Origin of the sequence: Candidatus Pelagibacter sp. HIMB1521 (genome assembly GCF_052047875.1) — a bacterium.
GTDB lineage: Bacteria > Pseudomonadota > Alphaproteobacteria > Pelagibacterales > Pelagibacteraceae > Pelagibacter.
This window is the reverse complement of the sequence record NZ_JBNAIZ010000016.1, coordinates 1-18,636: the sequence shown is the minus strand read 5'-3', so window position 1 is coordinate 18,636 and position 18,636 is coordinate 1. Positions and strand designations below refer to the sequence as shown.

Annotated in this window: 19 protein-coding genes and 1 pseudogene; 8 read left to right on the top strand and 12 right to left on the bottom strand. The window is 27.3% G+C overall.

From position 1 onward, the window contains the following. From ACTTA5_RS07060 to ACTTA5_RS07050, 3 genes and pseudogenes are all read right to left on the bottom strand, one after another. Positions 1-543: pseudogene (locus ACTTA5_RS07060) on the bottom strand (hypothetical protein); the annotation flags it as partial. Continuing rightward, positions 540-1,598, bottom strand: coding sequence for a peptide chain release factor 2 (gene prfB / locus ACTTA5_RS07055; RefSeq protein ID WP_440649001.1), 1,059 nt, complete (start codon positions 1,596-1,598; stop codon positions 540-542). The gene prfB and the pseudogene ACTTA5_RS07060, both read right to left, overlap by 4 nt. 36 nt (positions 1,599-1,634) lie before the next feature. After that, the gene (locus ACTTA5_RS07050; protein WP_440648997.1) at positions 1,635-3,971 is read right to left on the bottom strand and encodes a penicillin-binding protein 1A; all 2,337 of its coding nucleotides are present in this window, start codon (positions 3,969-3,971) and stop codon (positions 1,635-1,637) included. Positions 3,972-4,070: 99 nt separating this feature from the next. Here ACTTA5_RS07050 and ACTTA5_RS07045 point away from each other — a divergent pair, with 99 nt between their 5' ends. Then, positions 4,071-5,879 (top strand): Rne/Rng family ribonuclease, encoded by a 1,809-nt coding sequence (locus ACTTA5_RS07045; protein WP_440648995.1) that lies wholly within the window; start codon positions 4,071-4,073, stop codon positions 5,877-5,879. Here ACTTA5_RS07045 and ACTTA5_RS07040 read toward each other — a convergent pair. Both ACTTA5_RS07040 and thiS read right to left on the bottom strand, forming a co-directional pair. Continuing rightward, positions 5,872-6,645: a thiazole synthase gene (locus tag ACTTA5_RS07040; protein WP_440648993.1), complete on the bottom strand. Its 774-nt coding sequence runs from the start codon at positions 6,643-6,645 to the stop codon at positions 5,872-5,874. The two genes, ACTTA5_RS07045 and ACTTA5_RS07040, sit on opposite strands and share 8 nt — an antisense overlap. A gap of 1 nt (position 6,646) precedes the next feature. Then, positions 6,647-6,856, bottom strand: a complete 210-nt coding sequence (thiS, locus tag ACTTA5_RS07035) for a sulfur carrier protein ThiS (RefSeq protein WP_440648991.1) — start codon at positions 6,854-6,856, stop codon at positions 6,647-6,649. A 16-nt stretch (positions 6,857-6,872) separates the two neighbouring features. On the opposite strand from thiS, the gene aroQ reads away from it, so the two are divergent. Genes aroQ through accC form a run of 3 tightly spaced genes read left to right on the top strand, consistent with a single transcriptional unit; the run spans position 6,873 to position 9,085 of the window. Beyond that, the gene (gene aroQ, locus ACTTA5_RS07030; RefSeq protein WP_440648989.1) at positions 6,873-7,313 is read left to right on the top strand and encodes a type II 3-dehydroquinate dehydratase; all 441 of its coding nucleotides are present in this window, start codon (positions 6,873-6,875) and stop codon (positions 7,311-7,313) included. Next, a complete protein-coding gene (locus ACTTA5_RS07025) occupies positions 7,310-7,744 on the top strand; it encodes an acetyl-CoA carboxylase biotin carboxyl carrier protein (protein ID WP_440648987.1) in 435 nt (144 codons plus the stop codon). The genes aroQ and ACTTA5_RS07025 overlap by 4 nt, the downstream gene beginning before the upstream one ends. Positions 7,745-7,747: 3 nt before the next feature. Continuing rightward, entirely contained in the window at positions 7,748-9,085 is a 1,338-nt protein-coding gene (gene accC / locus ACTTA5_RS07020; protein ID WP_440648985.1) for an acetyl-CoA carboxylase biotin carboxylase subunit, read from the top strand. Here accC and ACTTA5_RS07015 read toward each other — a convergent pair. After that, positions 9,082-9,483 carry a DUF2155 domain-containing protein gene (locus ACTTA5_RS07015; RefSeq protein WP_440648983.1) on the bottom strand — a complete coding sequence of 134 codons (402 nt, stop codon included), beginning with the start codon at positions 9,481-9,483 and terminating at the stop codon, positions 9,082-9,084. The genes accC and ACTTA5_RS07015 overlap by 4 nt on opposite strands. Beyond that, positions 9,446-9,805, bottom strand: coding sequence for an NADH-ubiquinone oxidoreductase subunit NDUFA12 family protein (locus ACTTA5_RS07010; RefSeq protein ID WP_075506547.1), 360 nt, complete (start codon positions 9,803-9,805; stop codon positions 9,446-9,448). The genes ACTTA5_RS07015 and ACTTA5_RS07010 overlap by 38 nt, the downstream gene beginning before the upstream one ends. 114 nt (positions 9,806-9,919) lie before the next feature. Between ACTTA5_RS07010 and ACTTA5_RS07005 the strand changes: the two genes are divergently transcribed. After that, positions 9,920-10,735 carry a TSCPD domain-containing protein gene (locus tag ACTTA5_RS07005; protein WP_440648981.1) on the top strand — a complete coding sequence of 272 codons (816 nt, stop codon included), beginning with the start codon at positions 9,920-9,922 and terminating at the stop codon, positions 10,733-10,735. 2 nt (positions 10,736-10,737) lie between these two features. Here ACTTA5_RS07005 and aspS read toward each other — a convergent pair whose 3' ends face one another. From aspS to ACTTA5_RS06990, 3 genes are read right to left on the bottom strand one after another with little or no spacing between them, the layout of a single operon-like run. Beyond that, complete coding sequence (aspS, locus tag ACTTA5_RS07000; RefSeq protein WP_440648979.1) at positions 10,738-12,522, bottom strand: aspartate--tRNA ligase; 1,785 nt, start codon at positions 12,520-12,522, stop codon at positions 10,738-10,740. Then, positions 12,523-13,185: a DNA replication protein gene (locus ACTTA5_RS06995; protein ID WP_440648977.1), complete on the bottom strand. Its 663-nt coding sequence runs from the start codon at positions 13,183-13,185 to the stop codon at positions 12,523-12,525. Beyond that, positions 13,182-14,261, bottom strand: coding sequence for a hypothetical protein (locus tag ACTTA5_RS06990; RefSeq protein ID WP_440648975.1), 1,080 nt, complete (start codon positions 14,259-14,261; stop codon positions 13,182-13,184). Before ACTTA5_RS06990 ends, ACTTA5_RS06995 begins: the two co-directional genes overlap by 4 nt. Before the next feature lie 11 nt (positions 14,262-14,272). On the opposite strand from ACTTA5_RS06990, the gene purM reads away from it, so the two are divergent. Next, positions 14,273-15,304: a phosphoribosylformylglycinamidine cyclo-ligase gene (gene purM, locus ACTTA5_RS06985; protein WP_440648973.1), complete on the top strand. Its 1,032-nt coding sequence runs from the start codon at positions 14,273-14,275 to the stop codon at positions 15,302-15,304. After that, positions 15,279-15,860 carry a phosphoribosylglycinamide formyltransferase gene (gene purN, locus ACTTA5_RS06980; protein ID WP_440648971.1) on the top strand — a complete coding sequence of 194 codons (582 nt, stop codon included), beginning with the start codon at positions 15,279-15,281 and terminating at the stop codon, positions 15,858-15,860. The genes purM and purN overlap by 26 nt, the downstream gene beginning before the upstream one ends. Here the strand turns inward: purN and ndk are convergent. Further along, positions 15,850-16,251: a nucleoside-diphosphate kinase gene (gene ndk / locus ACTTA5_RS06975; protein WP_440648999.1), complete on the bottom strand. Its 402-nt coding sequence runs from the start codon at positions 16,249-16,251 to the stop codon at positions 15,850-15,852. The two genes, purN and ndk, sit on opposite strands and share 11 nt — an antisense overlap. A gap of 1 nt (position 16,252) precedes the next feature. Continuing rightward, positions 16,253-17,701, bottom strand: coding sequence for a leucyl aminopeptidase (locus ACTTA5_RS06970; protein ID WP_440648969.1), 1,449 nt, complete (start codon positions 17,699-17,701; stop codon positions 16,253-16,255). Between the two features lie 61 nt (positions 17,702-17,762). Between ACTTA5_RS06970 and ACTTA5_RS06965 the strand changes: the two genes are divergently transcribed. After that, the coding region (locus tag ACTTA5_RS06965; protein ID WP_440648967.1) for an LptF/LptG family permease at positions 17,763-18,636 on the top strand (874 nt) is incomplete at its 3' end.

Here is an 18,636-nt window from a genome sequence, read left to right as displayed (position 1 = left end):
ATTAAAATCTATTCCATTAAAAAATTTAAATTTTCCATCTTTCAATAATCCTTTAATTTTGTAATCATTTTTAATTTTTCCATTTTGATCTAAGTTAAGATTTAGATCTAAAATTACATGTCCTTTTTTTATGAAAGTTTCCAAAATTAATAATTCTGGTTTGTTACTTGTGGCTCTTATAAATTTTACAAAATCTTTTAATAATATTGACTTTGTTGCCACTTCAAAATTAGAGGAAACTAATTTATTTTTAAGAATAGAATCAAGTGATACTTGAGTTTTTATGTATTCAAGTTCAAGTGGTCTATTTGCATAATAGATATTTGCGCCAATAGTTTTTGCATTTATTTTAAGTTTAAAAGGATCAAGAATTAATTTTACTTTTTTTAAAGATACATCCAAATTCTTATTACTTTGAACAACTGTATCTTTTATCTGCTGATTAAATTTGTCTGTTTCTATTCCAACAATGCTTAAATAAAATATCAGTGATATTAAAAATCCTAGAAATATTAAAAAGTATTTAAAAATATTTATTTTCATTTAATTTTGTAAAGAGATTGTTCTAAAAAATCATCTAATTCTCCATCAAGAATTTTATCTGGACTTGTGCTTTCAAAATTTGTTCTGTTGTCTTTTACCAATCTATAAGGTTGCAAAACATATGATCTTATTTGATGCCCCCAACCAATTTCTGACTTACTGTTTTCTGTACTTTGGTTCTCCTCTTCTCTTTTTTTAATTTCAAAATCGTACAGTCTTGCTTTTAACATATTCATACAAGTTTCTTTATTTTTATGTTGCGATCTTTCATTTTGACATTGGACTACTATTTTCGATGGAATATGTGTAATTCTTACAGCGCTATCAGTTGTATTTACATGCTGTCCACCAGCACCACTTGATCTATAAGTATCTATTCTCAAATCTTTCTCTAAAATCTCAACATTTATATTTTCATCCACTACTGGGTAAATCCAGACACTTGCAAAACTTGTGTGCCTTCTTGCTCCTGAGTCAAATGGAGAAATTCTAACCAAACGATGAATGCCTGATTCTTTTTTCAACCAACCAAATACATAATCACCTTCAATTTTTATTGTTGCTGATTTAATTCCAGCTTCATCTCCCTTATGCTCACTAATTAAATTTGATGTAAAACTTTTTTTATCAGACCACTTCAAATACATCCTTCTCAACATATCTGCCCAATCTTGACTTTCAGTCCCTCCAGCGCCTGCATGTATTTCTATATAGCAATCTAATGAATCTGCTTCGTCTGATAAAAAACATTTGATTTCATTTTTTTTTACCTCTTTTTTTAAATCCTTAATATTTTGTAAAGTTTCTTCCTGAACCGCTAGATTATTTTCCTCTAAAGCAAGCTCATTCAAATCATCAAAATCATTTAATTTTTGGATAGACTGATTTAAAGAATTTACTAAATCTTCGTAGAGTTTTTTCTCTTTTATAACTTTTTTTGAATTATCTCTATCTTGCCAAAAATTGGCATCCAACATTTGAGAATTTAATTTTTCAAGTTTTGAGTAAATTTTATTGTTTTCAAAGATACTCCTTAATTCTTTGATTAATCTTATTTATTTCTTCTTTGTAATTTTGGTAATTGTTATCCATTAGTAAAACTTTAATATGTTGTTTATATCCATTCTATCAGAATTTGAATAAAGAACTTTGCCATCTAAAACATTTTTCTTTTTAAAAACCTCAATTATTGTATTTTTGGATGTAAATTTAGCTTTCTGGCCTGTTGAGGGATCCACAACCATCATTATTGTATCTTTTGCAGCTTTAAATGGTCTAGCCTCAGACTTTTTAACAGAATTTTTTATAAAATTTTTAAATATAGGTAAGGCTGTTTTTGATCCTGTTTCAAATTTACCAAGTGGTGTTGGACTATCCATTCCTACGTAAACACCTACTAACAAGTTTGATGTAAAACCAATGAACCATGTATCAGTATTATTATTCGTAGTTCCAGTTTTTCCTGCTATATTTAATTTTAAATCTCTTAATTTTTTTGCAGTTCCTCTTTGAACTACCCCTTCAAGAATTGACGTCATTTGATATGCAGTTTCTTCCGAAAAAATTTGTAAATATTTATTTTTTAACTCAGGATAATCGTCACTAAGATAGGATATTGCATCACAATTTACACAAGATCTCTTATCATTATTATAAATAGTATTTCCCTCACTATCTTGAATCCTGTCAATCAAAACAGGTTCAACAAGTTTTCCTCCATTAACAAAAACAGAGTAAGCAGATGTAAGCTGCAACAAAGTAGTTTCAGCAGAACCTAAGGAAATTGACAAAAGTTCTTCAGGATCTTCATAAATTGAAAGTTTTTTAGAATAGTCGATAATTTTATCTAACCCTAAATCTTGAGCTATTCTAACTGTCATTAGATTTCTTGATTTCTCCAATCCGGTTCTGATGGTGGATGGACCGTAAAATTTTTTTCCATAATTTTCTGGTTTCCACAACTTTAAATCATCCCCTTGATCTAAAACTAAAGGTGCATCTAAAACTAATGATGTAGGTGTATAATTATTTTCTAAAGCAAGAGCATAAACGAATGGTTTAAATGCAGAACCTGGTTGTCTTTTTGCTTGTGTTGCGCGATTAAACTCACTTTTTTTAAAACTAAAACCACCATTAAGAGCCAAAACTCTTCCCGTATAAGGATCCATAACAACAATCCCTCCATTTATTTTTGGTAATTGTTGTAAACTATATTTTTTGTCTTTTATTTGTTTCACATAAATTATGTCTCCGATTTTTAATATTTGGTTAAACTCTTTTTTTGTCCAAGAAATATCTTTATATTCAATAACACCATCATCTTTATCAATCGTTTCTACAATTGCTGAAAATTTATTTAATTTTTTTACAATTGCTAATTTCCAATTAATTGATTTTTCAAGTTTGTATTTATCTAAATCTTTATACCAGTCCGAATTGTAAGGTTTGTTAATTAGTGCTCCCCTCCAACCTTTTCTCTGATCATAGGAAATTAATCCAGATCTTAGAGAATTAGTTGCAATTTTTTGTAAATCTAAATCTATTGGAGTATTGATATTTAGACCTTGTTTATAAACTTTATCGTATGTCAAACTTTCTATGACATTTTTTCTAACGTCTTCAATATAATATTGTGCATCTTCTAAGTATATTTTTTGTTTTTTCTTTAATTTAATTTCTTGATTACTTAATTTTTCTAACCACTCAGATGTAATATAATTATTTTCATATAAATTTTTTAAAACTAAATTTCTTCTAAATTTTGCTAAATCTTTATCTTTATAAGGATTGTATTTACTAGGCGCTTTAGGTAAAGCAGCTAACAATGCAGCTTCTGAATAATTAAGTTCTCTTATAGATTTATCAAAATATTCTAAGCTTGCAGCAGCTACGCCATAGGCTCCACTACCAAGATAGATTTGATTTAAATAAAGTTCTAATATCCTTTCTTTTGATAATGCTCTCTCAATTCTAAATGCTAAAATTGCCTCTTTTATCTTTCTATTTAGGCTTACTTCATTTGTTAATAAAAAATTTTTTGCTACTTGTTGGGTAATGGTTGAGGCACCTTCTAATCTTTTAGAGGCCATTATATTTGAAATATTGTTTATAACTGCTCTTAGAACTCCTTTCGCATCAACACCGGGGTGAGAGAAAAAATTTTTATCTTCTGCAGATAAAAATGAATTAATTACATTTTTTGGTATAGCATTGTACGGAACAAAAACTCTTTTTTCTTTTGAAAAATCTGCAACCAATTCTCCATTTCTTGAATAAACTTTACTTGAAACTGGTGGCTTATAACTCTTAAGAAATTTATAATCTGGAATATCGTTGGAGTATTTCCATAAAATACTAAATATCAAAATACCCAATAATATTAAAATAGTGGAGGAAAATAACAGAATATTTTTGAATAATTTACTCATTTTATTTCCATTATATCTTGGAATTTGTTAAAGATAAGGCATCATAGATAAACAAAATTTATTACAAAAAAAATTAATGAACTTAACAATCAACATATTATGGAAAAAAATTTATATATCGATGCATCGCATCCAAATGAAACTAGAGTTGTACTTAAATCAGGCGAAAATATTGAAGACTACGAGTACGAAGGTTTAAAAAACAATTTAATAAAAAATAATATATATTTAGGTAAGGTAAGCAGGATTGAACCTTCGCTCCAGGCAGCCTTTGTTGACTTTGGAAGAGAAAGACATGGATTTTTATCATTTAACGATATTCAGTCAGATTACTATCAAATACCAAAAGCGGACTTAGAAAAAATAAAAGAAGAGGAAGAAAAAGCAAGAGAAGAACTTTCAAAACAAGTTGAAGCAAAAGAAGAAGAAAATATTGCTGAGGGCAAACTTGAAATAGATGATCCAATAGAGGAAAAAGTTGAAGATGTAGAGTCTGACAAAGAGGAAGTAGATACAAAAGAAAATTCAGATACAGAGGAAAAAACTGAAAAAAAACCTGAAAAAAGATTCAAATTTAAAAGATACAAAATTCAAGAAGTAATTAAACCCAATCAAGTAATTCTTGTCCAAGTCATCAAAGACGAGAGGGGTCAAAAAGGTGCTGCTCTAAGCACTTTTATTTCAATTGCAGGAAAATATATAGTGTTAATGCCAAACACACCTAAAGGTGGTGGAATTTCTAGAAAAATATTTAATCCTGCAGATAGAAAAAAAATTAGAACTATTTTAAATGAAATTGAAATTCCTAAAGAGATGGGTTTAATTGTAAGAACAGCAGGAAGCAACAAAACAAAAAATGAAATCAATAGTGACTTAACAACTTTAATTAATACTTGGGGACAGATAAAAGATAATGCAATTAATTCTATAGCACCCTCTTTAATTCATCAAGAAAGTGAAATAATTAAAAGAACTTTAAGAGATATGTACGATGATAGTACTAACCAAATTATTGTTGAAGGAAATGAAGGTTATAAAAAAGCCCAATCTTTTATGAAAACAATGATGCCATCAAGTGTAAAAAAAGTTAAAAAATATAGAGGAAGAACACCACTATTTATTGAGGAAAACATTGAACAAAAATTAAATCAAATTTTTGACTCAGAAATTAAACTCAAATCTGGAGGATATTTAGTTATTAATCCTACCGAGGCGCTTGTATCAATAGACATTAACTCTGGTAGCTCAATTAAAGGTAAAAATGTTGAGAGTACAGCGTTAGACACAAATATTGAAGCAGCAGAAGAAATTGCAAGACAGATAAAAATTAGAGATTTATCAGGATTAATAATTATAGACTTCATTGACATGCTTAGTTTTGGCAACCGACGTTTAGTAGAAAGAAAGCTTAAGGAAAAATGTAGATCTGATAGAGCAAGAATCCAAATTGGAAGAATAAGTAATTTTGGCCTTTTAGAAATGTCTAGACAAAGATTGAGAGAAAGTGCTGTTAAATGGAAGGTAACTTTAACAGACGAGTCTTTTGCTCAAAAATTATTAAAAATTGTTGAATTAAAGGCTGTAACCAATAAAGCAAAATTTGTTGAAGTAAAAGTCTGCGAAAAAATTTCAGATTTTCTAAAAGAAAATTTTGTTAATGATTTAACTTACTTTGAAAAAAAGAATAAAATGACTATCGATATTATTAGCGACAATTCTTTAATAATACCGGAATATATTATTAATATTCAAAATAAATCAAAAAAAACAATTGAACTTATTGAGCATTATGAAAAATTAAAAAACTTAGAAACCCAAAATAAAGAAGATAAAATTTCTCAAAAAAAAGAAGTTAAAAAAATAAAAAAAAATTATAAAAAAAAGAAATATTATAAAAAAACTAAATAATACCTTTTAGTGGAGAAGAGGGGTTTCCCATTAAGGTTTTATCTATTCTTCCTGAATTGTATGATTGTCTTCCAGCAATAACAGCATTTTTAAATGCAAGAGCCATATCAAATGGTTTTTTTGCTTTCGCGATTGCTGTGTTTACCAATACTCCATCACAACCAAGTTCCATTGCAATTGTAGCATCAGAAGCTTGTCCAAGACCCGCATCAATAATTAATGGAACTTTTGTTTGCTTCCTGATTATTTGAATATTAATTTTATTTTGTATTCCTAAACCTGATCCAATTGGTGCTGCTAGTGGCATTATCGCAGCAGCTCCAACATTTTCTAATCTTTTTGCCATTAATGGATCATCGTTACAATAAACCATAACTTTAAATCCCTCTTTGGTGAGAACTTCAGTAGATTCTAAAGTTTCAATCATATCAGGAAATAAATTTTCCTTATCTCCTAGAACTTCTAATTTAACTAATTTCCACCCACCTATTTCTCTTGCTAACCTCAAAGTTCTAAGGGCTTCTTTAGAATTAAAACAACCTGCTGTATTAGGTAAATAGGTAATCTTTTTTGGATCTATATAATCCATTAACAAGGGTTTGTTTTTATCAGAAATATTTACTCTTCTAACTGCAACAGTAACTATCTCTGCTCCTGATAATTTGATAGCTTTGGCACATTCAGACATCGTTTTATACTTTCCAGTGCCAACAATTAATCTAGATTTAAATTTTTTTTTAGCAATGATGAGATTATCTTTTTTCATATTACCCTCCTCCTATAAAATGAACAATCTCAATTTTGTCGTTTTGATTTAATTTAATTTTGTTAACATTTTTTTTATCTATTATTTCTTCATTAAGTTCAATTGCTACTTTTTTCATAGGAATTTTAAGGTGTTTTATTAAATCTGAAAGTTTATATGTTTCAGAAATTGATCTGTTTTTACCATTTACTTTGATTTTTATTTTTTTCATCGTATATAAAAGCTGAATGAATAATAAAATAATTATTATTAACGGTCCAAATCTTAATCTATTAGGTGAAAGAGAACAATCACAATATGGATCAGGTAACTATGAACAACTTAAAGAAAATTGTTTAAAAAAATCAAAAGAAATTGGGCTTGACTGTGAATTTATCCAATCAAATTTGGAGGGAGATTTAGTAAATACAATTCAAGATGCACGCAAAACTTATGATGGAATGATTATAAATGCTGCTGCATTTACACATACTTCAGTTGCAATAAGAGATGCTCTTGAATTGTTCAAGAAACCAATAATTGAAATGCATATATCAAACATATATAAAAGAGAAGAATTTAGACATAAATCACTTATTAGTGGAGTTGCAACAGGTGGGATTTTTGGATTAGGCACTGAGGGATATATTTTGGCCATAATTTCATTACAAAAGCTTTTACAAAAATGAAAATAGATAAAAACATAATCAAAGAACTTAGTAATTATTTAGATGAGTTTAATTTAACTGAAATAGAAATTACTGAAAAAGATACTAAAATTAAAGTTTCAAAAAATAACGTATCAATTAGCAACCAAACAATTCCAGCATCTGTAAACAATACAAATTTAACTGCTGCTTCCCAATCTGCTGAAAGCGTTAAATCTGGTACAGAAATTACTTCTCCAATAATTGGAACCGCTTATCATGCGCCAGAACCGGGGGCAAAAAAATTTGTTGAGGTTGGTAAAAAAATTAAAAAAGGTGACACAATAATGATTGTTGAAGCAATGAAGACTATGAATCACGTCCCTTCCACTCATGATGGTGTTGTAAAAGAGATTTGTGTTGATGATGGTCAGCCAGTTGAGTTTGGTCAAACAATTCTTATTTTAGAATAATTAATGTTCAAAAAAATTTTAATTGCAAATCGTGGAGAAATTGCAGTTAGAATTATAAGAGCATGTAAAGAATGGGGTATTGCAACCGTAGCAGTCCATTCAGATGTTGATAGAGAAAGCATGCATGTAAGAATGGCAGATGAAAGTGTCTGCATAGGTTCTCATCAACCAGCAAACAGTTATTTAAATATTCCCGCATTAATGTCTGCAATAGAACTGACTAATGCAGATGCTGTTCATCCAGGATATGGCTTCTTATCTGAAAATGCTAACTTTGCTAAAATTTTAGAGGAAAATAAAATTAAATTTATTGGTGCATCTTCCAAACATATTGAAATGATGGGAGATAAAATTCAAGCTAAAAGAATAGCTAAAGAAAATGGTTTACCTGTTATTGAAGGATCTGAAGGTGGTGTTAGGGATATTAATGAAGCAAAAGACCTTTGTAAAAAAATTGGTTTTCCTGTTCTGATTAAAGCCTCAGGTGGAGGTGGTGGAAAAGGTATGAAAATAGTACATAAAGAGGAAGAATTTGAAACTTTATTTTCCACAGCAAAATCAGAAGCACAAAAATACTTTGGTAACGACGAAGTGTATATTGAGAAATTCTTTCAAAATCCAAGACACATAGAAGTTCAAATACTAGCAGGAAAAAACAGAGTTGTGCATTTGCATGAAAGGGATTGCTCTGTTCAAAGAAGACATCAAAAACTTATTGAAGAAACTCCTAGTCCTGTTTTGAATGATGAAATTAGAAAAGATCTTTTTGAAAAAACTGTAAAAATGGTCTCTAAGATTGGGTACATGGGGGCTGGTACAGTCGAGTTTATCTATGAAGATGGAAAGTTTTACTTTCTTGAAATGAATACAAGAGTTCAAGTAGAACACCCTGTTACAGAAATGGTGACAGGAGTAGATATTATCAAAGAGCAAATTTGGATAGCATTTTCTGAAGAAACAGCACTACAGCAAAGCGACATTAACCCAAGAGGTCATGCTATTGAATGCAGAATAAACGCTGAAGATGCTAGTAAAAATTTTCAACCATCTCCAGGCGTTATAAGTATGTGTCACCAGCCATCTGGATTTAGAACAAGAGTAGATGGAGCTATATTTCAAGGTTACAAAGTTACTCCATATTATGACAGTATGGTTTGTAAGTTAATTTGTCATGGACGAAATAGAACAGAAGCTATTCAAAGAATGAATAGATCTTTGGATGAATTTGTTATTGAAGGTATTACGACTACTATTCCACTTCACAAAAAATTGTTAAATCATAAAAAATTTATCAATTCAGATTTTAATGTGAGCTGGCTAGATAAAGATACTATAGTTTAATAACATTTTATTAGCCACACATCATAAATAGGATGATCAAAAGGAGTTATTGAAGGGCTTGAAGAAAACATCCATCCATTAAAAACAAAAACTTCATCATTGTTTTGGTTTGATAAATCTCTGACTTGTATATAAGCAGTAATTTCTGGGTTATCATCAAATTCAGAATTTTTACATTTTAAACTCTGAATTGATAAGTCTTTAAATTTTAGTAATTGACCATTTTTAAGTTTTAATGATGTATTTTTAGAACTAATTTTATCTAAAATTTTAATTTCAGTAAAAGAACCTTCAAGTTGACTATTGGAATGTGAAATATATGTGAATAGAAAAAAGAAGATTAGCAAGTAAAGAAAAAAACTATTCTTTCCAACTAGTATATTTTTTTTTAACACCATCTTTATTTTTATTTGGATAATATGCTTCTTCGGTACCAGTTAAATTGGATTGATGAGGTTTTTGCCATTCATATTTTTCTAGCTCATGTTTTTTTTCTATTTTGTTAGGTGTAAAATGCATCCATGAGTACCACTCAACTGGAATTTTTGATGCATCAATAACATCAGAATATATTACCCATCTTTTTCCTTTTTTATCTTCATAATATTTGTTTCCAAACTGATCTGTGCCAGCAAGTTTTCCAAAAAAAATTGTTTTTAATCTTGTTCCAAAAGTATCTTGATTCCACCAAGTGAAAATTTTTTTAAAAAGTGTCAACATGTTATTTTATTTTTTATTTCAATTAAAAATTGTAAAAATTAAATTAGACTAAAATTTGAATAAGTATATAAATTAAAAGAATCTATTTTCAAACTAATTTTAAACTGAGGTGAAATGGCAAAATATCTTGTAGAAACTTATTACACTTGTACCTTTAAGGTGAATCATTACTTAGACAACATAAATGAAACAGAGCTTAAAAATCTAGAAAAAAGAGACGATGGTAAATTCGAAGTTTTAGATGTCAAATTAGACAATAGAAAAACTAAAAGTTTAGATCCAAATAACAAAAAAGTAGTTGAAAATAAAAAAATTGAAATAGTTTCAAAAAGTGCAAGTGAAAATTCTATAAGTAAAGAAACAGTCGTTCAAAACTTAAACAAGTCCTCAGAAAAAGGTGGAAAAAGATTTAGTATGCCTGACAGACGAAAAGGCTATATTCAAAAAGCTACAATTGGAGATCATAAAGTTTATCTTCATACAGGTGAATATGAAGATGGAAAAATTGGAGAAATATTTATCGACACAAGTAAAGAAGGAGAGCTAGTTAAGGCATTAATGAATAACTTTGCTATAGCAGTATCTTTAGGTCTTCAATACGGAGTACCACTAGATGAATTTATAAGTGCATTCGTGGGAACAAAATTTGAACCATCAGGTAAAGTACATGGAAATGATAGGATATTGAGCGCTACTTCTATTTTGGATTATATTTTTAGAGAGTTAGCTATATCTTACCAAAATAGAGAAGATCTTGCACATACTCCTGCAATTGGTGGAAACGATACGAATGATCAAGAAAATGAAGATCAAAATCAATTATTAAAAATTGTTAAGGATATTACTAGCAAAGGATTTGTAAGAAATAACTATAAAAAAAATCTAGTTGATTTATCTGATGTTAAAATAAGTCTTAAAGGTAAAAAATAATTTTATTTTTTATTTTTTAAAGACAAGTTCAATTCTTTTAACTGTTCGGGATTAACTTCAGATGGAGCGTTCATCATCAAATCCTGTGCATTTTGGTTCATTGGAAACATTGTTACTTCTCTAATATTTTTTTCATTAGCTAACAACATAACTATTCTATCTATTCCTGGAGCGATACCTCCGTGTGGTGGAGCACCGTAACTTAATGCATTTATCATACCACTAAATTTTTCATCTACTTGCTGCTTATCATATCCAGCCATAGAAAATAATTTATACATAAGTTCGGGTTTATGATTTCTTATAGCACCAGAGGACAATTCAATACCATTACAAACAATATCGTATTGGTATGCCAATAGTTCTAGAGGATTTTCAAGCTCTTTGTCTGTTAAATCACCTTGTGGCATAGAAAATGGATTATGACTAAATTCAATTTTGTTGGTTACTTCATCTCTTTCAAACATTGGATAATCAACTATCCAGCAAAACGCGAAAAGATCTTCATCTATTAAATCTAAATCTTCTGCAATTTTATTTCTTGCCTGAGAAGTTATTTTTTCTAATTCATTTTGTTTGCCACAAGCTAGAAAAATACTATCTCCTACTTCTGCATTAGTTAAATTCATTATTTCTAACAATGCTTCTTTTGAAAAAAATTTTCCTATGGGACCTTTACCAGATAACTCAATATCTTTTTCAAATGTAAAATAAGCTAAACCAGAAGCACCTTGTTCTTTCGCCCATTTATCAATATTATCAAAAAAGCTTCTTGGTTTATCCTTTGTATTTTTTGTTATTATACATCTTACTCTTGAACCAGATTTTACTAACTTTTTAAAAATTTCAAAAGACACATCTTCTCTTGTAAATATTTCTGTAATATCATTTATTAATAGTGGATTTCTTAAATCAGGTTTATCGCTTCCATACTTTAGCATTGCATCTTTGTAAGAAATTCTTGGAAACTTATCATTTAATAATTTTTTATTCGAAAATGTTTTAAAAGTATTAACCATTAATTTTTCAACAACATTAAAAACATCTTCTTGATCTACAAAAGACATTTCTAAATCTAATTGATAAAATTCACCTGGACTTCTATCTGCTCTTGCATCCTCGTCCCTAAAGCAAGGAGCTATTTGAAAATACTTATCAAAACCAGAAACCATAATTAGTTGTTTAAATTGTTGTGGCGCTTGAGGTAAAGCATAAAATTTCCCTGGATTTAATCTACTTGGAACTAAAAAATCCCTAGCACCTTCAGGACTAGAGGAAGTCAGTATTGGTGTTTGGAATTCCAAAAAACCTAATTTGGTCATTTCATTTCTTATGTATGAAATAACTTTTGATCTTAAGATTATATTTTCATGTATTTTTTTTCTTCTTAAATCCAAAAATCTATATTTTAATCTTATTTCCTCAGCATATTCTTGATCACTGAAAACTGGCATTGGCAATTCTTTGCAAGAACCTAGTTCTTCGTATGTATCAATTGTTACCTCAATTTCTCCTGTGCCTATTTCTTTATTAATTGTATCTTCAGATCGAGCTACAACCTTACCTTCTATTTTAACTACAGTTTCTAATTGAGTTTTTTCTAAGTTTGTAAAATTTGTATTATCTTTGTCTATAATACATTGAGTGACACCATAATTATCTCTTAAATCTATGAACAATAAGTTGCCATGATCTCGTTTTTTATTGATCCAACCTGAAAGAAATATTTTTTTATCAACGTCTTCTTTTCTTAATTCGTTACAAGTATGTGTTCTATATTTACTCAATTAATCTCCTAAAGCTTCTTTAATAATTTTAAAATCAATTGGTTTTTTCCTTTTTAAACTAATTTCGTCGATCTTATATATGAATTCAGATATTTTGCCATAGGATCTATCTATTCTTTTTATAATGAAATCTATTAATTTCTTATCAATTGATATCTGACGATCAGAAAGGTTTTTTAATATTAAAGCATACAATAAATCATCCTCTGGTTTATCAATCTTTGATAAAATAAAATTTTTAGCTCGAGAATTTAAATCATTTAATTCAAAAGTGTAATCAACTATAGGTTTGGTTGAAGTAACAATTAAATATTTGTTATCTTGCTCTATATTGTTCAAAAAAGTAAATAATAACTTTTCATCAATATTTTTATTTAAATCTTCAATTATTATATTTTCATAGATTTTAATTTTTTTTAAATATTCATTGCTAATATCAGCTGCGTTTATTTTAATACCTTTAAATTTATGTAAAAAAATATTAATTAAATGAGATTTACCTGAAAATTTCTCACCAATTAAATTTATAAAATTTTTTTCCCATTTGGGCCAACTATTCAATAATAAAAATGAAAATTCATTAGATTTTGACACATAAAAATCCTGATCTTGAAAGTTTTGATCATAATCAAATTTTAAGATTTCTTGGTTTAAAGATTTCATTTTAATAACCAAATTTTATTTTTAATTTCAAAAAAATAATCATAATCTTCCATCACATCTAAGAACTGATCTCGGGTTCCATTAAAGATTATTTTATAAATGTTTTTTTTATTATCAAATCTAAATATATTGAAGTTATTTACCAATTCTATATTTGAAAGTGTTTCTTCAAACTGATCAATTTTAATTATATTGCTATTATCAACTGACATTGTTAAATCCAACTTAATTGATGTATTTATTACATTTTTTAATTTCCAATAGTCTTCAAAAACTATTTTTTGTTTATCTATAAATTTTTCTAAATCTCCTAAATTTTCTAAGTTGATATTTTTGAATTTAAAGTTTTTTAAATTTTGATTATTATTAAATACTATTTGATTAAGTACTCTTACTTCTTCATTATTTTTAAAAACAATCATTACAATGAAATCTTCAAAATTATATTTTTTTGAAATTTCTCTAAAATCAAAATCTTCCAAATTGTTAATATTTTTTTTTATTATATTATAATCATCAATATCTTCGTTTGGTAAAATGTAACTTAGTTGATGATATTTTTCTTTTTTTAAGTTCCAATTTTTAAATAATTGACTCTCAGAAAAAAGAGAGATTTCATTTTTTTCTTCATCCACCTCTATAGGAAAAAACATTAAATCTTTTTCAATAATTGATGATGGAAATACATTTTTTTTTTCTAATAATTCAAAAAAACTTTTTTTATTGAATTCTACATTTAAACTAAGATTATATACTTCATCAATAAAATGTTCCTGAACAATTGAAAATGTTTCAACTAAACTTTTAACTTCTTTGGTTGAAGAATTTTGAAGTATTTTTTGATCTTTGCTTTGAACAATAGTTAAAATAAGTTCTTCATATGCTTCGACAAAACCTCGATTTATTATCTTATTTTTATCAAATGAGGAGTTAAATGGAGATGATATTTCAATTTCTTTTATAGAAAATGTTTTTGCAACACAATTTTCTGTGGAAAAAAAAATATTTAATAAAGCAAGAAATAAAAAAAGATTATATAAACTCTTCAGTTTAATTAATTTTGAAAAACACCTCATAAAATATTGTAATGAATAATAAAAATTTTACCTACAAAAAAAGTGGTGTTAACATTAAGGCTGCTGATAAGTTTGTAAATTTCATTTCATCAGTATCATCAAAAAAAAGGGGCAAAAAAAAGTTTTCCAATATCGGGGGATTTGGTTCTATTTCAAATATTCCAACCAACATAAAACAACCTCAAATAGTTGCTTGTACAGATGGTGTTGGAACTAAAATTGAAATAGCAAACACTTTAAATAAATTTGATACAATTGGTATTGATCTTGTGGCTATGAGTGTAAATGACTTAATTGTTCAAGGTGCGAAACCTCTACTATTTTTAGATTATATTTCAATAAACAAGATTGATTTACCTAAACTTAAATCGATCATGAAAGGAATAATTAAAGGCTGTAAACTATCAGATTGTGAGCTTGTGGGTGGAGAAACAGCTGAGATGCCTGGTACTTATTCAAAAGGTAAATTTGATATAGCAGGTTTTGCAGTTGGTGTAGTTAGTAAAAATAAAATTTTAAATAAAAATAAAATCAAAAAAAATAATTTAATACTAGCAATTCCGTCTAGTGGATTACATTCAAATGGTTTCTCACTGGTAAGATATCTTGTTAATAAAAAAAAAATTAACATAAATAAAAATAAATTTTTAAAAGTAGAACTTTTAAAACCTACAAAAATATATGTTAAAGAAGTAATTAATTTAATTTCAAAAAATCTTATCAATGGTTGTGCAAATATCACAGGTGGAGGACTTGCTGATAATATCAAAAGAATTATACCTGAAAACATGGTGGCTGATATTGATTTAAATAAAATCAAAACTTTAAAAATTTTTAATTGGCTAAAAAAAAATGGAATATCAGAAAACGAAATGTTAAAAACATTTAATTGTAGTGTTGGTTTTTGCTTAATTATTAATAAAAAAAACTTAAACAAAGTTAAAAGTTATTTTCCTAAAAATTACAAACCCTATGTAATTGGAAAAATTATAAGTGGTAAAAATAAAGTAAAATTAAATGGTTCTATCAACTGGAACAAATAAAATAAAGACTGCAGTATTTATATCTGGAACAGGTAGTAATTTAAAATCACTTATTAAGTTTTCTAAATTAAAGAAATCACCTATTTTTATTAACCTAATTATTACCAATAATAAGTTAGCTAAAGGTTTGAAATATGGAGGCATTTTTAAAATTAAAAAAAAAATAATTAATTTCAAAAAAAAAGAAATTGCTGAAAAAAAAATACTTGATGAACTTGAAAAAAATAAAATTGAATTAGTTTGCTTGGCAGGATTTATGAAAATTCTTTCAAAAAATTTTATTGAAAATTTTAAAGGTAAAATTTTAAATATTCACCCCTCCCTATTACCAAAATATAAAGGCTTAAATACTCATCAAAGAGCTATAAAAAATAAAGATAAGTACTCAGGATGTACTGTGCATTTTGTAAATTCAAAATTAGACACTGGAAAAATAATTCTTCAAAAAAAGGTAAATATTTTAAAAAAAGATACTCCAGATACTCTTGCTAAAAAAATTTTAGCTCAAGAGCATAAATTATATCCAAAAGCTATTTTGAAAATTTTTAGTCTTTAAAAAAAAAATCAATTTCAATTTTAGCATTTTCAACACTGTCAGATCCATGAACTGAGTTTTTATCAATTGAAATACCGTATTTCTTTCTAATTGTGCCGTCTTTAGCATCTTTAGGATTTGTTGCACCCATCAATTCTCTATTTCCTAATACAGCGTTTTCTTTTTCAAGCACCATTACCACAATCGGACCTGAAGATAGGTATTCACATAAATCATTGTAAAATGGCTTTGTTTCATGAACTTTATAAAAATTCTCTGCTTCAGATTTTTCAATTTGAATTTTTTTTTCTTTTAACACTGAAAAACCATTATTTTTAAACATTTCTTTAATTTCATTTTCGAGATTTCTCTCTACTGCATCAGGTTTTATAATTGATAAAGTTTGTTCGATATTACTCATATTTATCCTCTATTAGTTTATTTAATAATCTTACTCCATAACCAGTGGCACCACCTGAATTTAATGCACCCCCATATTTGGAAAAAGCCATTCCAGCTATATCTAAATGAGCCCAAGGTGTTTTATTTAAAATAAATCTTTGTAAAAATTGAGCAGCAGTTGTTGAACCTGCACCTCCAACATAATTTATGTTTTGCATATCTGCATTTTTTGAATCTATCAATTTATCAAAATTCTTATTTAGAGGCATTCTCCAAACTTTTTCTTCAACCTTCTCTCCTGAATCAATTAGTTGTTTGGATAATTTATCATCATTTGAAAATAATCCTGCATACTCTGAGCCCAATGAAACAATGATTGCACCAGTCAAAGTTGCTAAGTCAACTATAAATTTAGGTTTAAATTTTTCCTCTGTATATGTTAGTGCATCTGCAAGCACCAGTCTACCCTCTGCATCTGTGTTCAATATTTCCACTGTTTTTCCACTATATGATTTAACTATATCTCCGGGTCTTTGTGCATTTCCACCTGGCATATTTTCTACTAAGCCAACAACCCCAACTGCATTTACTTTTGCTTTTCTCAGAGCTAAACTTTTCATTAAACCAACAACAACTGCCGAACCAGCCATATCATAAGTCATATCTTCCATAAATTTTGCTGGCTTTAGTGAAATTCCTCCAGTGTCAAAACAAACACCTTTACCTACAAATGCTAAGGGATTTGATTTATCTTTCAGGCCGTTCCATTCCATAGTAACTAAATATGAACCTCTAATACTACCTTGACCTACACCTAACAGAGTATTCATTCCTAATTTTTTTAATTTTTTTTTATCATAAACAGTTATTTTTAAACCAACTTTTTTCAAAGATTTAATTCTTTTGGTATACTCATCAGGATGCAAAACATTTCCTGGCTCAGATACTAAGTCTCGAGCATAAAAAGTCCCTTCCTCTATTGACTTAAATTTATTTTGATCTTTTAAATTTGGAACATTTTTACCAGATATTGTTATATCCATAATTTCTATATTTTTTTTTGTTTTGTATTTAACAAAATTATATGATTTTAACTTCAATCCATGCAAAAAATATCCTAATAAATTATTAGATCTAATTGTCTCTGAAAATATATGATATTTATTTTGTTTTAAATTTTTTGAAATAGAATAAAACTTAGCACCTAAATTTTCTATATCTGAGTTAGTTAAGCTATCTTTTACAGAGATTAATATAACGTTTTTTTTAGAATCAATTTCAAAGGTTAAAATATTTTTTTTGTTATCTTTAATCTTTAATAAGTCAGAGACTAATAAGAATTCTGATTTTGATAAAAATTTTTTTAGGCCAGATATATCAAATTTTTCATTAACAAAAAAAATGACGTTATTGAAACCATTTTTTGATAAATTTTTATTGTATCTAATTTTTACAGACATAAATTTTAGTTACACTCTCTGTGAGTTGAATGGTATATATGAATAAAATTACCTTAATTCAATGAAAAAATTGCTATTTAGACACTTGCTTAAAGATTACATAATTTTTTTTCTTATAGCTTTAATTAGCTCAAGTATAATTATTTGGGTTTTTCAAGCAGTAAACTACTTAGATATTATGATAGAAGATGGACGCGATTACATTGTATACATTAAATACTCATTACTCTCATTTCCTAAGATTTTAAGCAGGCTATTTCCATTTGTATTATTTTTTTGCGTTTTTTATGTAACCATAAGATATGAGACAGACAATGAATTAATTATATTTTGGAATTTTGGAGTACATAAAATTCAAGTGATTAATTTTATGATCAAAATTTCATTAATTTTAATGATTGTACAAATGTTATTATCGTCAATAATAGTTCCTAAATCTCAGGATCTAGCTAGATCTTTTTTAAGAACATCAAAAATAAACTTTTTTGAAAATTTTATAAAGCCTCAAAAATTTAATGATACAATTAAAGGAGTTACAATCTTTTCTGAAAAAAAAGATAGTGAAGGCAATTTATATAATTTGTATTTAAAGAAAGAAATTGGAAATGAAAATTTTCAATTGACTTACGCAAAAAAAGGAATTTTTAAAGAAATTGCTAATGTTGCTGTATTAGTTCTTTATGATGGGGAAACAATTACAAAAAAAAATGAAGAGATTACAAATTTTAGTTTTTCTAAATCTGACTTTCCAATTAACAATTTCGAAACAAATACAACTACTTATAAAAAAACTCAAGAGCTATCATCTTTAAAGCTTTATGAATGTGTAAGGAGTTTTTATATAGCAAAAAATAAAATAGAAAATTTAAATATAGAAAATTGTAGAATTGAAAATTTAAATAATATTTTTAAAGAAATATATAAAAGGTTCATAA

Bases quoted from the DNA above. Each gene is read 5' to 3' on its own strand.
- ACTTA5_RS07050 (WP_440648997.1), bottom strand. From the start codon at position 3,971: ATGAGTAAATTATTCAAAAATATTCTGTTATTTTCCTCCACTATTTTA.
- ACTTA5_RS07045 (WP_440648995.1), top strand. From the start codon at position 4,071: ATGGAAAAAAATTTATATATCGATGCATCGCATCCAAATGAAACTAGA.
- ACTTA5_RS07040 (WP_440648993.1), bottom strand. From the start codon at position 6,645: ATGAAAAAAGATAATCTCATCATTGCTAAAAAAAAATTTAAATCTAGA.
- thiS (WP_440648991.1), bottom strand. From the start codon at position 6,856: ATGAAAAAAATAAAAATCAAAGTAAATGGTAAAAACAGATCAATTTCT.
- aroQ (WP_440648989.1), top strand. From the start codon at position 6,873: ATGAATAATAAAATAATTATTATTAACGGTCCAAATCTTAATCTATTA.
- ACTTA5_RS07025 (WP_440648987.1), top strand. From the start codon at position 7,310: ATGAAAATAGATAAAAACATAATCAAAGAACTTAGTAATTATTTAGAT.
- accC (WP_440648985.1), top strand. From the start codon at position 7,748: ATGTTCAAAAAAATTTTAATTGCAAATCGTGGAGAAATTGCAGTTAGA.
- ACTTA5_RS07015 (WP_440648983.1), bottom strand. From the start codon at position 9,483: ATGGTGTTAAAAAAAAATATACTAGTTGGAAAGAATAGTTTTTTTCTT.
- ACTTA5_RS07010 (WP_075506547.1), bottom strand. From the start codon at position 9,805: ATGTTGACACTTTTTAAAAAAATTTTCACTTGGTGGAATCAAGATACT.
- ACTTA5_RS07005 (WP_440648981.1), top strand. From the start codon at position 9,920: ATGGCAAAATATCTTGTAGAAACTTATTACACTTGTACCTTTAAGGTG.
- ACTTA5_RS06995 (WP_440648977.1), bottom strand. From the start codon at position 13,185: ATGAAATCTTTAAACCAAGAAATCTTAAAATTTGATTATGATCAAAAC.
- ACTTA5_RS06990 (WP_440648975.1), bottom strand. From the start codon at position 14,261: ATGAGGTGTTTTTCAAAATTAATTAAACTGAAGAGTTTATATAATCTT.
- purM (WP_440648973.1), top strand. From the start codon at position 14,273: ATGAATAATAAAAATTTTACCTACAAAAAAAGTGGTGTTAACATTAAG.
- purN (WP_440648971.1), top strand. From the start codon at position 15,279: ATGGTTCTATCAACTGGAACAAATAAAATAAAGACTGCAGTATTTATA.
- ACTTA5_RS06970 (WP_440648969.1), bottom strand. From the start codon at position 17,701: ATGTCTGTAAAAATTAGATACAATAAAAATTTATCAAAAAATGGTTTC.